Raw genomic sequence first — 13,326 nt, 5'->3', positions numbered from 1 at the left:
GTCCCGGGGCGATGGGTTCGCGCTGTGGTCAATCCCGACGATTCCGGCGCGGACGGGAAAAGAAAGCGGGTTGCATGTCTCGTCTGATCATCGTCTCCAACCGTTTGCCCATGTCCTTGCAGGCACAGGAGGACGGCTCTTACACCTTGCGACAGAACGTGGGGGGACTGGCCACGGCCATCGGCCCCTACCACCGTTCCCATAAGGACAGCCTCTGGATCGGCTGGAGCGGCATCGATCCGCAAAAGTACTCGGAAAAGGAGCTGGACCGCATCCGTCAGGCCTACCGGGAGAGCCGGTGCATTCCTATCTTCCTGAGCAAGGAGGAGCTGAATGGATACTATGCCGGATTCTCCAACAACACCCTCTGGCCGCTCTTCCATGACTTCTCGCATGAGGCCGTCTTCCGCCAGGAGGACTGGGAGATGTACCGCAAGGTCAACATGCGCTTCGCACAGGTGGTGGAGCCGCTCATCCGCAAGGGCGACACCATCTGGGTCCAGGACTACCACCTGATGCTCCTGCCCAAGATGTTGCGCGAACGTTACCCTGATGCCTCCATCGGCTGGTTCCTGCACGTACCCTTCCCCAGCGCCGAGATCTTCCGCTCCCTGCCTTGGAGCCGCGAGATACTGGAGGGCGTCCTGGGCGCAAACCTGATCGGCTTCCATACCGTGGACTTCTCCGCCAGCTTCCTGGCCTCGCTGCACAGGCTGCTGCCAGAACTGCCGGTCAACCGGGACGGTGTGGTCGAGATGCCTGACGGCCACCGCGCAGCCATCGATGCCTTCCCCATCGGCATCGACTACAACCTCTACCGGCGTACCGCCCACTCCGGCCTGGCCCGGGCCATGCGTCGAGGAATCGACGAGGTCTGCGGCAAGTCTCCCCGTCATCGCTACCGCACCTCGGTGACTGCCGAGGGCGTGGCGGCCAACGAAGCCGCCACATCGGACGCCAACTGGTGGAGCCACTACATGGAGAAGGACATCCCCGAGTCCACGCTGGCCAAGCAGGCGGCTTCCTCGGTGGGCAGCCGCTCCAACAAGGTCATCGTTTCGGTGGACCGGCTGGACTACACCAAGGGTCTGCCCGAGCGGCTTCAGGCCTTCGGCCGCATGCTGGACAAGTACCCTGAATGGGTGGGCCATGTCACCTACTACCTGCTGGCCACCCCCTCGCGTGAGGTCGTCGAATCCTATCAGCGGCTCAAGGCCCAGGTGGACCAGCTGGTGGGGGAGATCAACGGCCGCTACTCCCTGCTGGCCTGGACCCCCATCCACTACATCACCCGCTCCCTGTCCATCAAGCCTGTCTGCGGCATCTACACGGCCGGCGACGTAGCCCTGGTCACCCCCCTGCGCGATGGGATGAACCTCGTGGCCAAGGAGTACCTGGCCTGCCATGACGGACGCGACGGCACCCTGGTCCTGTCGGACATGTGCGGGGCTGCCGACGAGCTGACCGATGCCTTCATCGTCAATCCCTACGATATCGACATGGTCTGCGAGGCCCTGCACAACGCCCTGGAAATCACCCCCGAGGAGTCCAGGCAGCGCAACATCCGCATGCAGGCCCGACTCAAGGTGCGCACTGCAGCCAACTGGTGCACCTCCTTCCTCGACTCCCTGCGGCAGGTGTCTGCTCCGGGCATGACCGATAGGAGGCTGCGTATGGATCACCACAACGCCATCGTTCGTCAGTGGGACGGCGCCCATCGTCGTCTGGTCCTGTGTGATTATGACGGAACGCTGACCCCGCTGGTTCGCCGTCCTGAGCGGGCCAAGCCCACCCAGGCCCTCCGCCGTCTGCTGACCCAGGTGGGGAGCAATCCTGATGTGGATTTCCTGCTGGTCTCCGGCCGCAGCCATCAGATCATGCAGGACTGGTTCGGCGACCTGCCGGTGGGGCTGATTGCCGAGCATGGCGCCTGGAACCGTAACCTGCCCGGCAGCGACTCGGACGAGTGGCAGCGGGCGAAGGGCCTGCCCGACTCCGATACCTGGCAGAAGGTGATCCGGCCCATCATGGATGAGTCGGCCACCAGGGTCCCCAACTCCTTCGTGGAGAGCAAGTCCGATGCGGTGGCCTGGCACTACCGGATGAGCGATGCCCAGGTGGCCGACCATGAGCGTCAGGATCTGCTCCGTCGTCTGCGCGGCGTAGTAGTCGGCCTAGGACTGATGATCATGGAGAATTCCAAGGTCGTCGAGGTCACCCCCGTAGCCACCAGCAAGGGCCAGGCCATCCTGCCCTTCGTCAACAGCGGTGACTACGACTTCATGATGGCCTTGGGCGACGATGACACCGACGAGACCATGTTCGCCGTCATGCCCGATAAGGGCTGGACCATCAAGGTCGGGCCCGGCCAGACCAAGGCACGGCTGCGGGTCAACGATCCGACCGCGGTCACTCTGCTGCTGGCCGACCTGGGTGCCGGTGTGGCCCGTGGCTCCAATGAGCCCGTGGCCTCCCATGACTTCCGCGACGACCATACCGTGGTCGACGAGGCACATGCCCAGCTCACAGACGACAAGTAAGGCAGACGGCCACCGGCCGTCGCCGGTGACTGCTCGTGAAGTCCGTCAAGTTCACGGGCGGGCTGTTGGCAATTGCCGCCCACCGGTGACGGCTTGTGGCGACCACAGACGGAAGACCATTGGCGGTCGGTTGCGACCGTTGTCTGTTGGTGGCGGACTGGTGAGGGCTGTCGGCAACTATTGGCTGCAGACGGACTTTTTGTTCATCCATCATGTCCACTTGTTTGCCCGACTCGGTCGCATCGGCGTACCAATCTGTCTGTCGGAACTGATTCATTTATTGCTTGCTTGGTTGTCGGTCTAGTTGTTTCTGGTTGTTTCAGATCCGCTCTCATGCCTGTCCGGTCCTCGGGTGCCCAAACGTTCGATTGCTCACATATTTTGGTTTTTCAGTATGTTTAGGTGTCCACCATGTTGACGGCTGACCCCATTGGTCGGGCCCGGCCGACCATACTTGGAGCATGGATACTTCAACAATCACTGCCTGTCTTGAGTCCGATCATGCCGCTGATCTGCGCAAAGCCGCCCAACGTCTGGAAGGTGTGGCCCGTCATACCCTTATCGAGGAATCCGATGATCTGGGTGCTCGGATAGGCCATCGCGTTCTGCTCAAGCCGGAGAATCTGCAGCTGACCGGATCCTTCAAGATTCGCGGAGCCTACAACAAGGTGGCCTCGCTGAATCAGGACGAGCTGGACCGCGGCATCGTCACCGCTTCCGCTGGCAATCATGCCCAGGGGGTGGCTTTTGCCGCACGCAGCCGTGGCGCGAAGGCCACGATTGTCATGCCCCGAATCACGCCGCCCCTCAAGGTCGATGCCACTCGGGCCTATGGCGCCGAGGTTGTCCTGCAGGGCGAGGTCTTCGACGAAAGTTCCGATTACGCCTTGGGTCTGGCACGTGATCGCGGCATGACCTTCGTCCCGCCTTTTGACGACTACGAGGTCGTCTGCGGTCAGGGAACCATCGCCATGGAGATTCTTCAGGACGTGCCCGATGTCACCGATATCGTGGTTCCCCTGGGTGGGGGCGGGCTGGGCGCCGGCGTGGCGCTCGCCGTAAAGACCTTCAAGCCAGACGTCAGAGTCATCGGAGCCACCCCGGTCGGATCTCCGGCCTGGCGTGAATCTCTGACAGCTGGTCATGTGGTCGCAGCAGATCAGATGCGTACGGCTGCCGAGGGCGTAGCCGTCAGACGTCCCGGCGATCTGAACTATGCTCTGCTCAGCCGCTATATGGATGATCTGGTCCAGGTGACTGAAAGCGACATCTCCGAAATGATCTTATTCATGCTCGAGAAGCACAAACTGGTGGTCGAGGCGGCTGGTGCCGTCTCCCTGGCAGCACTGGGTCAGTTGGATCTACAATCCGATGTCTTCCGATCGGCCCCGGGTCCGCATGTGATCGTCCCCATCATCTCGGGTGGCAATATCGATACGGTCACCATGGGTGCGGTCATCCAGCGGGGGATGATCTCCCGCGGGCGCATCATGCAGTTCGGGGTGGAGTTGCCCGACGTTCCTGGTCAGCTGGTCAAGGTGGCCACGGTCCTGGCCGATTTGCGTGCCAACGTGATCGAGCTCAACCACGACCAGTTCAAATCCTCCGGCCACTATGACAACGGCGTGCTCTTGGAGGTGACTGTGGAGACCAACGGCCCCGATCACATCACCCAGATTCTGGACACCTTGCGCAGCCACGGCTTCCAGGTCCATCAGAACTACTGAGCATGGTTTCCCAATCGGCCCGGGGCCCGGTATCCATCTTTCCAGGTTCCGCGATAAGGATGATGGCCGATAGAACAGTCAGACTGGCTGTCGCCAATGCTGAACTTGGCTGATGGGCCCGACAGATTCTTGTATGGCCCAACTATGGCGATCCTTGCGCTGTCTTTCGTCTCGTCGCAGGCGGACTCCGCCTTTCTCGATGCTGTAATGAAGCCTGCCCTTTGCGCCGGCGTCGGCCAGGGCCGCGTTCCAGAGAGCGGCTACATGTTTCAGCGACTGTTTGAATCTAGTGACGAAGTTTCGTGTTTCGGCATAGTTCGAGCCCATCTGGTTCTGGAGCGATTTTCAGGTGATGAGCGGGGTCTGGTAGGCGTGTGAATGGTTGAGAGCGTATATGCGCTCGACAGCCATGCGTAGATGTCGGAGTAGGACAGGGCGCTGATCTGGCGTTTGAAGTTCTCGTAATCGGTTTTACGGGGCTTGCGTTGGATGCCCAGGTCTTCCATCAGCTGCCGCAGCGTGAAGGGAAGCATGATGACGCGGCTGGTCTTGTGCTTCTTCTGGCGCACGACTTGGGTGCTTATCCACACCATGAGCAACCTGGCCTTCTTCCCGTACGGCCAGATGTGGGTGATGCCCTTCCCCAGGGTCGTCACGGTCTGCGGTTGGAGGACGTGGGTATATCAGCCTATTTCGATAATCGACGAACAGATTTGCTTTATTTCTTCATTGTGCGTTGAGATGATGACGGCGGCACCTTGTTGGGCAAGTTCGCACAGTATACGTATTACGACGTTAGCGTTGTCTTGATCTAGCGCAGATGTCGGCTCGTCTGCAAGAATGACACTCGGCTGTTTGAGCAGGAGCCTTGCGAGGGCGATTCTTTGTTGTTCCCCGCCCGATAGGGTGTAAATCTTTTTCTTCTGTGAACCTTTCATCCCGACGATGTCAAGTACGCTGTCGATTCGTTCGTCCCGTTCCTTGCGATGCTCGCGCTTCTTCATTTTGAGGGGAATCTGCAGGTTACGCGATACGTTCCACTGTTCGACAAGACCATAGTTCTGGAATAGAAATCCTATGTTTTCGCGAAGACACACTCGCTGTCCCTTCCTGCTCTTGTGTAAATAACCGGAACGGAATGTCCCTTCGTTGTAAGTGACCGATCCTTCATCGAAGTCCTCCAACAAGCCGACGCAGTTGAGCAGGGTCGTCTTGCCTGCGCCGGACGGTCCGCTCACTGCGATTATGGAACCGGGTCCAGCGTCGAAGGACAGTCTCGACCATAAGGTGTGTTCTGCAAATCTCTTGGTAAGTCCTTCGACTTTCAATGTCGGCTGCATGCCTGCGTCTGTCATATGCATCTCCCTCCGCACCGCGGATTCACGGGCGTTTGATGTCGTCGGCACGGAACCTTGATTCGTATGCCGATACGGTAATGGCCATGATGAGGCTGGATCCGGCGAAGAGCAATGTTCCAGCCACCAGATCCGCAACCTTGTTCATCGAGCCGATCATGCCGACTGCTATGAGGGTCAGCAGCACCCCGGTGTTCTGCATGATAAGGAAGCCTCCATGTCTTCTGAAAAACCCGTATCCATGGATGAATTGGACGAAGGAGAGCCTGCGTCGTCTTGCGCAATACGCGGCCGAGCACACAAGGATGGCCATCATGGCAGCGGCCAGACCGAACGATATGGCTATAATGTCCCCGCGTTGCTCGTTCCTGGATAATGACAACGTATACGCCACCGAGTCTTTGGCGTTGTCAATACCCTGGAAGTTTCCAGAGATTCCATAATGGTCCAGCTTGCTTTGCAAGAGTTCCGGATCAGAGAACAATACACTATCGCTTGATGTGTATGACAGGTATACCATGGGGCTGATCAACCCTGACGATGGGGATGTGACGGCTACCACTGGATCTTTCAAAGACAGCCTCTGCTGATCTTCCGCAGGCATGAACTGGGTCCCCGAGAAGAGAGATATGTCTTGGCCCGAACGTGTGCGGACCAGGACGCCGTGAGGGTTGCAGGAATATGGTTTCTGTTTCTGGGTAACACCCAGTTGGCACTGTGTCTTGAAATATTCGGCATATTTCTTCAATAAGGCTCCGGGGTCCCCTTTATATGATGAAGGCACCAGGAGTGTGAAAGCCCCGATATCTCTTCCAACCACTTTAACCGGTTTCCCATCAAGTCCGGCAATGGATTGTTTGTCAAGATAGTTCGGGCTCACTATCATCGAATCGGATCCGTCCGGTTCGTAAGGATCATTGTTCCCATCAGCGGGACGAACGGAGTCACCATTATACCCGACCAACATCGCCTTCCCCCTGCCGTCAAGATCCTCGATCACTTTCATCAGGGGAGGCGCTGCCCGGAGCATATCCTCCTGTGTGGTGTTGATTGAAAACCTCAGGACATATTGATCCGAGATGCGAGACCACTGTGCCAAGGACCGGCTGGTGCTCTGTACCGCGCTGATTCTATTCAGAGAACCGCTGATGGTGCCAAAGAGAACAGCCACTACTATGAACTGGGCAAAACCCGCAATAATGCCATCACGGAGTTCGTTGCCCTCTCCGTTGAGAACGGCGGGTATTCGATCGCGGAATGCACTGGCACCACCTAAAGCCAACGCTAGGAAGACAAGATATGCTGTCAATACAGCCACGGCGACAAACAGCGCTCGAAGGAGTCGCCAAATCTGGTGGAAGTTATTGATAAACCAGAGGAAAGGTAATCCCACTAAGGTAATTGTCGCCAATCCCACGGCGAGTGTGGCGAGCAGTGACGCCAGCTCGCCGACGAGTATCCTTCCGCTGGTATAACCGTGCATCGCCTTGATCGCATGTATCTTCCTGTTCCTGGACAGGGAATACGCGGTGGAAACCACCAATGTGATGGCGATGATAACGACTCCCGCCCAAAGGCCACCCCTCCCTAACGCGTATATCATCGCAGCTATCCAGAAGCCTCGTGACCAGAGGCTTTGTGATTCGTCAACCACTATCCGGGAACGTGACAAAGCCTTGGCGAGCTGTTCCATATGCGACCTATCCGCATTGGTCGCATAGCTTCCGCGCAAGTCCTGGGTGGTAATCTCTTCAAAAGAAACTACTTTCGTTGACTGGTCACGCGTTGAAAAGGAAGGATAATCGTACCCTCCATTTCGTTGAAAAGACTCTTGGTCGCCCACAAAGGCCACGAGAACACGAGACTTCATTGAATCACGAAATGAAGGTTGGATCTTGAATACATTAATCCCCAAAGTTTTTGAAGCTTGAGCAATCGCACGCACAGCATCCGCCTTCGTCGCGGTATCAACCCTCTCGACGGTGAAAGAGGTACCAGTACCTGCAGGAAGCTCCTGGTCGATAGTGATAAGCATCTCGAATGTCACCACCATGGTGAGAATCAAGGAAGCCCAAATCGTCAACCGTTGAATCCAGTGAATTCGCAAATCACCTCACCCACCCAAAACAAAGAGCAGACACATGCCGGCCGACAAGGCAGGAGCTGCCATTCATGAAGCAACAACTTTCCCAAACTTCCTCATAGTCTTCTCCTTTGAAAGCAAATATGAGGCGAAAACGTTCTACCGCTAACTATTCTACGCCATAAACACAGCTAACTCATTCCGGCCTCTCACACATTGAGACTGCTCTCATGTCACTGACACCGATGTGGAAATCCGAACTGGTACGATGACGCCACCACTCTTGGAACAATACCCCTGCCGGAATTCGAACAACACATAAAAGACCAGTTTGCTTGGTTACACTCACACCATGAGCATGGGATGTTTAGTGGATGCAGTGCGGAATCATGTAGAGAATGTCGCTGGTGATGACACTGGTGGGGATGGTGGCGGTCAGCCAGTTGCGGGTCTGATGTCAGCCGAGCCGGTTGCTCATCCGTCTGATCTGCTCGCTGGCCTGTCTATCGAGTGAGACCAGTGCCTCGTCGAGGTGTCGTGTGACGTCGTGGGCGAGCGAGTCGAGCCCGCTGTTCTGCTTGCTCTGCAGCCTCAAGAGTCGATCGTTCACGTACCGCTGCTCGTCGTGCATCTTTCTGAGCTGTGTTTCGTGCCTGCTCGCCGTTTGCTCCACGTTCTCCTCGAACGCCTTGTAGCCAAAGAGGATGACCTTCCTTGAGGCTTCGCTCTGCCTGTTGCCTGAGTCCTCTAGTCGCTGCAAGCTGGTCAACAGCATCTGGTTGACCTGTTCCATCGTGGAGGTTATCGTCTCCAACTACTCCCTGAGGTTCACCTGGCGGCTGGTGACCAGCTGTATCTGCGCGCCCTGGTAGTTCCTGAGCTCCTCGAGCACCTGCCTCGTCTCGCACAGTCGTGCACTCAGGTCCTCCTCGTTGCTCTGGTTCGGGTTTTTGTCCATGTCTCCTCGTTTCGTCCAGCAGCGATTGCGGGCTATAGGAACTAAACGCGTTGTTTATGTTGGGGGTTTGGCCTTGTGGCTGTAAGCGTGTTGGGTGGTTGTTAATAGGTCGGGTTGTTAATAGGGGTCTTGCAGGGGTGCCCGTTCCTGTTCGATTGGGGAATGAGAACCAGATCGAAGAGGGCCAGGCATTGCCCCATATGCCATGGGCGGATGCGCAGGCATGGGCGCAACAGATCAGGCACGCAGCGCTGGATGTGTCCGTCCTGCTCGATCACGTCCACCGCGCGCAGGCAGGACCGGGCCCGCGCCGCGCAGTTGAGGGAGTTCCTGGACTGGCTGCTGACGGGCAGGACCCAGGAACAGATGGGGGCCATGGGCGCCAGGGCCTGGCGTAAACGGGTCGGCTGGTGCTGGAACATCAAGCCGGCAATCACACCGGACGGGGTGGTCCATCACACGCTCATGGCCGACGGCACGCATATGGCACACGGCTGGTGCCTCCTGATAGCGATCGACGGGCAGACGGGCCAGGTCATCGACCGGCAGTGGTGCCATCAGGAGAACACGGCGGCCTGCACGGCCCTGTTCTCCCGCATCCCCGGGCCCGACGTGCTCATCACCGACGGCCTTCGCGGCGTGCAGAAAGCCTGCCATGCCTGCTGCCGGGCACGCGCATCCAACGCTGCCTGGTGCACGTGCAACGCAACACCAAAACCGACCCGACACTCAAACCACGACTTCAGGCCGGCAAGGAACTCAAGCGACTCTCCGACCAGCTCACCCGGGTCCATACCATCGAGGAAGCGGTGCGTTGGGGTGAGGCCTTGAACGCCTGGCACGAAAGATGGAAAACCCTCATCGACGAACGCACCATGGCCAAGGACGACCCAGCCAACCCCAAAGCCAGCCACCAATCCTGGTGGTGGACCCACCAGGAACTCCGCCGCTGCTACCGCAGGCTCGAACACCTCTTCCAAGACAGGCAGCTCTTCGCCTTCCTGGAACCCGAACTCACCGCCGGCGGGCCAGTGGAACGCACCACCAACCGGCTGGAAGGAGGAGTCAACTCACCCATCAAACGCACCCTCCTGCAACACCACGGCCTACCCGAGAGCCACATGAGACGCGCCTGCGAATGGCACTGCTGCATGAAAACCGACAACCCCGACCCCGCCAGCCTGATCAGGGACGAACACCACCAGCCACAACCAGCACCCAAACGGGAAACCAGACAGGAACAGGACGAGCCCGAACACTACGGCACCGCCATCAACTGGAACGAGTTCCACACACCAGTCAGATACCCCAACACCACACTCTGACCAACACACAACCAAACCCACACACAGAACCTAAAACAACGCGTTTAGTTCCTATAGCCCCTGATGCCGGAGAGACCGTTCTGTATCAGCATAGAGGCTAGATTGGCTGAGCTCTGATAAGGATGCGAAGGGTAAGGAATACGAGCGGTGTCCATCTCAGTTACACCCCTTTAGATAAAAAAGTGCCGCCCTAGTGTGCATATCATATAAATATGATAGAGGCAGTGGCGGCTTCTAACAAGCTTTAATATACTCGGGATATCAGTTAGAAAGCTTCATCAAGATAAAGCTTCACAATATAAACACATTTCTTATCGGATGGTCTTTCTTCTATCATGAGCTACTGCAGATCACCCTTCAATCGGCAAACATAAAACTGGTCGGCTCGGCCGGGGTTGTGGTCATCGGCGGCTGCGCCTTGATGTCTGGCCGCCGCTGTCGCACGCCTGCGGCGTGCTGCTGAAGGGGTTGGGAATGTGGTGTTTGTGCCGCCCCCTTCCATTCTGGCCCGGGCCGCTGCGACTCAAGCCCCGAGCGTCTCCGCCCACACCCCGCTCCGGCCGAGGGGGCCGAACAGCATGCCCCCTCGGCCTCCGGGGGAGTGTTCGGATCCACGCGGGGGCTTGACTCTCCGCTATACCCGGGCCGCCATTCCAGGCGTCGGCACAAACAGTCCCGGCACCAAGGAAAGGAACACCCATGAACACCACAACCACAGTGACCATGCTGCCCATCGACGCCATCAGGCCCAACGACGCCAACCCCCGAAGCGAGATAGGAGACGTGTCGGAGCTGGCCATGAGCATCGCGTCCCAAGGCATACAGCAGGCCCTGGTCGTCACACCGGCGAACCAGGAGGGGCGGCACACCCTGGTCATCGGACACCGGCGGCTGGCGGCCGCCGAGCAGGCCGGCCTTGCAACCGTGCCCTGTATCATCACCGACATGGACGAGCAGACCCAGGCGGAGGTGATGCTGGTAGAGAACATACACCGTGACCAGCTCACCGCCCTGGACGAGGCACGCGGATACGCCCACCTCCTGGACCTTGGCGAAGACGTGGACCAGATGGCCAAAGCCACTGGCCGCAGCCGCAGCACCGTGCAGCGACGGCTCAAAATATCGTCCATCGACGACGAGAAAATACTCGCGCTGCCATCCCAGCTGAGCTTCGAGGAATTGGAGACGATAGCCGACTTCCGCGACGACGAAGGCCTGCAAGACCAGCTCATCAAAGCCGCAGGCACCAACAACTGGAACATGACACTGCACCAGGTCCAGGCCAAACGGTCGCTGGACAAGTGGATCGAACAGGCCCAGGAAGCCATCAAGCAGGCCGGGCTGCCCATCGTGCCGCTGACACCATCACAATCCTGGTCTGACCCGGAAGGTTGGCGCACCATCGCCCGATTCTCCCCGGATACCGACCCCGACCCCAAGCAGGCCCTCGACACATGGCTGGAGGAATGGGAAGGCGACAAACCCACGGCCGCCGGACTGCTCGACCGTGGCGGACAGTGGCGCGTCAAAATCACCCTGCTGGAGCCATACACCCAACAGGACCAGGAGGACGAACGCCGGCAAAGAGAGGATGACCTGGCCAGGTGGCAAGCCGAACAAGAAGCCGAAATCGCACCGGCCAAGCAACTGGACACGGCAAGCCACGACCTGCGGCTGGCCTACACGCAACGGCTCATGTCCCTCAAACGCCCCGCCAAAAACCAGTCCCAGGCCCTGTCCATGCTGGTCATCGCCCAAGCGAGCCAACGCACCTGGTGGGTCAGCCGGGACCAGGTGCGGGACACATGGCGCGCCATCGTCCAGGACCAGGAAGCCGAGCTGGCGCAAAAGGCCGACCTTGACGAGAGTCGCCGCACCCAGACGGCCTTCGCCCTGTGCCACGCCATCATGGAGACACAGATCAACCACGAGACCTGGCGCAGCCAAGACGACATAGACGGCCTGCTCAAACCCCTCTACCGTGCCCTCCAAACCGCAGGCTACGCCATCAGCGACGAAGAGCAATCCGGTCTCGACGGCGACCTGGTGCCCCGACCTGAAGAGGAAGACAACGAAGGGAACGAAGATGAAACAGACGACGGCGACCAGGAGGAGGACACCAAAGAGTGAATGAACCCCGCAGCCGGCCCCGCCACCAAGCGGGGCCGGCTGCCGGCGGCGGCGCAGCGATGCCTCGCGCCACCCCACGGGGTGGAATCGGCATCGTCGAACGCCCCGCGTTCGGACAGCCAGACCGCAACGCGAGGAACGCACGACTGGTTTGTATGTGCAATTTGTACTACACTCATGGTCATGGAGATCGAGATAGAGCAATCAGCCCGCAAGCACGGCTGCGCCGACGACGAAATCAGGCACGCGGTCCTCCACTCCATAGGCCACGAACAAATCGAGGGCTACGGCGACGAGATGACGGTGGTCTTCGTCGGCCAGCCACACCCCGGGGCCCTACCCGACAACCTGCTCGAAGTCATCGTCAGCAAATGGCAGGACGGCCAGCTCCACGCCTTCCACGCCATGCCGCTGACCAGCCGGTGGCAACATCTCAGATACCAATAGACACAACCAACAAGGAGCCAGACCATGACCAACACACAGACACCCGCCGACAGGGCAGCACACGCCGAAGCACTCGACCGCATGGCCGACGCCGGCCAATTCACACCCATCGAAGGCACCCGGGTATACCGGGGCTACGACGCCGGCCCCCTGACCGACGACGACCTGCTCTCCATCTTCGCCGGCCGCCCCCGCGACGAACTCAAACAACCCACCAGCAAAACCTGGCAGGTACGCACCACCCCGGCCCTGGACCAATGGGCCGAAGCCGCCGTCAAAACAGAAGGCACCAACCTATCGGCACTGATCCGCCAAGCCACCGCCGAATACCTGGCACACCACTACCCAGGACTCCGAAGCCAGATGGCCTGACCCATCAGGGCAACATCATCAAGGGACCCCTCAACGGGGTCCCTTTTTCCATGCTCGGCTCGGCCGGGGTTGTGGTCATCGGCGGCTGCGCCTTGATGTCTGGCCGCCGCTGTCGCACGCCTGCGGCGTGCTGCTGAAGGGGTTGGGAATGTGGTGTTTGTGCCGCCCCCTTCCATTCTGGCCCGGGCCGCTGCGACTCAAGCCCCGAGCGTCTCCGCCCACACCCCGCTCCGGCCGAGGGGGCCGAACAGCATGCCCCCTCGGCCTCCGGGGGAGTGTTCGGATCCACGCGGGGGCTTGACTCTCCGCTATACCCGGGCCGCCATTCCAGGCGTCGGCACAAACAGTCCCGGCACCAAGGAAAGGAACACCCATGAACACCACAACCA

10 protein-coding genes and 1 pseudogene are annotated in these 13,326 nt (G+C 59.2%); 6 read left to right on the top strand and 5 right to left on the bottom strand.

Going from position 1 to position 13,326, the window contains the following annotated elements; genetic code table 11:
• Positions 1-74 precede the first annotated feature (74 nt).
• Together H3T93_RS08135 and ilvA are read left to right on the top strand one after the other, a co-directional pair.
• A complete protein-coding gene (locus H3T93_RS08135) occupies positions 75-2,540 on the top strand; it encodes a bifunctional alpha,alpha-trehalose-phosphate synthase (UDP-forming)/trehalose-phosphatase (protein ID WP_052733228.1) in 2,466 nt (821 codons plus the stop codon).
• A gap of 461 nt (positions 2,541-3,001) precedes the next feature.
• Positions 3,002-4,267, top strand: a complete 1,266-nt coding sequence (ilvA, locus tag H3T93_RS08130) for a threonine ammonia-lyase (RefSeq protein WP_110424712.1) — start codon at positions 3,002-3,004, stop codon at positions 4,265-4,267.
• Positions 4,268-4,536: 269 nt separating this feature from the next.
• Here ilvA and H3T93_RS08125 read toward each other — a convergent pair whose 3' ends face one another.
• The 5 genes from H3T93_RS08125 to H3T93_RS08105 all read right to left on the bottom strand — a co-directional run bounded on the left by H3T93_RS08125 (position 4,537) and on the right by H3T93_RS08105 (position 8,663).
• Positions 4,537-4,923: a replication protein RepA gene (locus tag H3T93_RS08125; RefSeq protein ID WP_144178548.1), complete on the bottom strand. Its 387-nt coding sequence runs from the start codon at positions 4,921-4,923 to the stop codon at positions 4,537-4,539.
• A gap of 27 nt (positions 4,924-4,950) precedes the next feature.
• Positions 4,951-5,622, bottom strand: a complete 672-nt coding sequence (locus H3T93_RS08120) for an ATP-binding cassette domain-containing protein (RefSeq protein WP_015021170.1) — start codon at positions 5,620-5,622, stop codon at positions 4,951-4,953.
• A gap of 25 nt (positions 5,623-5,647) precedes the next feature.
• A complete protein-coding gene (locus tag H3T93_RS08115; protein ID WP_144178546.1) occupies positions 5,648-7,675 on the bottom strand; it encodes a bacteriocin-associated integral membrane family protein in 2,028 nt (675 codons plus the stop codon).
• 487 nt (positions 7,676-8,162) lie between these two features.
• A complete protein-coding gene (locus tag H3T93_RS08110; RefSeq protein ID WP_015021172.1) occupies positions 8,163-8,498 on the bottom strand; it encodes a hypothetical protein in 336 nt (111 codons plus the stop codon).
• 21 nt (positions 8,499-8,519) lie between these two features.
• On the bottom strand, positions 8,520-8,663 hold the full coding sequence (locus H3T93_RS08105; protein ID WP_015021173.1) for a hypothetical protein: 144 nt from the start codon (positions 8,661-8,663) through the stop codon (positions 8,520-8,522).
• Between the two features lie 162 nt (positions 8,664-8,825).
• Between H3T93_RS08105 and H3T93_RS08100 the strand changes: the two are divergent.
• From H3T93_RS08100 to H3T93_RS08085, 4 genes and pseudogenes are all read left to right on the top strand, one after another.
• A pseudogene (locus H3T93_RS08100) lies at positions 8,826-9,988 on the top strand (IS1249 family transposase).
• Positions 9,989-10,687: 699 nt separating this feature from the next.
• A complete protein-coding gene (locus tag H3T93_RS08095) occupies positions 10,688-12,118 on the top strand; it encodes a ParB/RepB/Spo0J family partition protein (RefSeq protein ID WP_015022037.1) in 1,431 nt (476 codons plus the stop codon).
• Between the two features lie 183 nt (positions 12,119-12,301).
• On the top strand, positions 12,302-12,565 hold the full coding sequence (locus tag H3T93_RS08090; RefSeq protein ID WP_141650026.1) for a hypothetical protein: 264 nt from the start codon (positions 12,302-12,304) through the stop codon (positions 12,563-12,565).
• Between the two features lie 24 nt (positions 12,566-12,589).
• Positions 12,590-12,937 (top strand): hypothetical protein, encoded by a 348-nt coding sequence (locus tag H3T93_RS08085; RefSeq protein WP_015022035.1) that lies wholly within the window; start codon positions 12,590-12,592, stop codon positions 12,935-12,937.
• Positions 12,938-13,326: the final 389 nt, after the last annotated feature.

This window comes from Bifidobacterium sp. M0404 (assembly GCF_016101415.1).
In the GTDB taxonomy this organism is placed as follows: domain Bacteria; phylum Actinomycetota; class Actinomycetes; order Actinomycetales; family Bifidobacteriaceae; genus Bombiscardovia; species Bombiscardovia polysaccharolytica.
This window is presented reverse-complemented; position numbering and strand designations above follow the sequence as displayed.

Bases quoted from the DNA above. Each gene is read 5' to 3' on its own strand.
- H3T93_RS08105 (WP_015021173.1), bottom strand. From the start codon at position 8,663: ATGGACAAAAACCCGAACCAGAGCAACGAGGAGGACCTGAGTGCACGA.
- H3T93_RS08110 (WP_015021172.1), bottom strand. From the start codon at position 8,498: ATGGAACAGGTCAACCAGATGCTGTTGACCAGCTTGCAGCGACTAGAG.
- H3T93_RS08115 (WP_144178546.1), bottom strand. From the start codon at position 7,675: ATGGTGGTGACATTCGAGATGCTTATCACTATCGACCAGGAGCTTCCT.
- ilvA (WP_110424712.1), top strand. From the start codon at position 3,002: ATGGATACTTCAACAATCACTGCCTGTCTTGAGTCCGATCATGCCGCT.
- H3T93_RS08095 (WP_015022037.1), top strand. From the start codon at position 10,688: ATGAACACCACAACCACAGTGACCATGCTGCCCATCGACGCCATCAGG.
- H3T93_RS08120 (WP_015021170.1), bottom strand. From the start codon at position 5,622: ATGACAGACGCAGGCATGCAGCCGACATTGAAAGTCGAAGGACTTACC.
- H3T93_RS08135 (WP_052733228.1), top strand. From the start codon at position 75: ATGTCTCGTCTGATCATCGTCTCCAACCGTTTGCCCATGTCCTTGCAG.
- H3T93_RS08085 (WP_015022035.1), top strand. From the start codon at position 12,590: ATGACCAACACACAGACACCCGCCGACAGGGCAGCACACGCCGAAGCA.
- H3T93_RS08090 (WP_141650026.1), top strand. From the start codon at position 12,302: ATGGAGATCGAGATAGAGCAATCAGCCCGCAAGCACGGCTGCGCCGAC.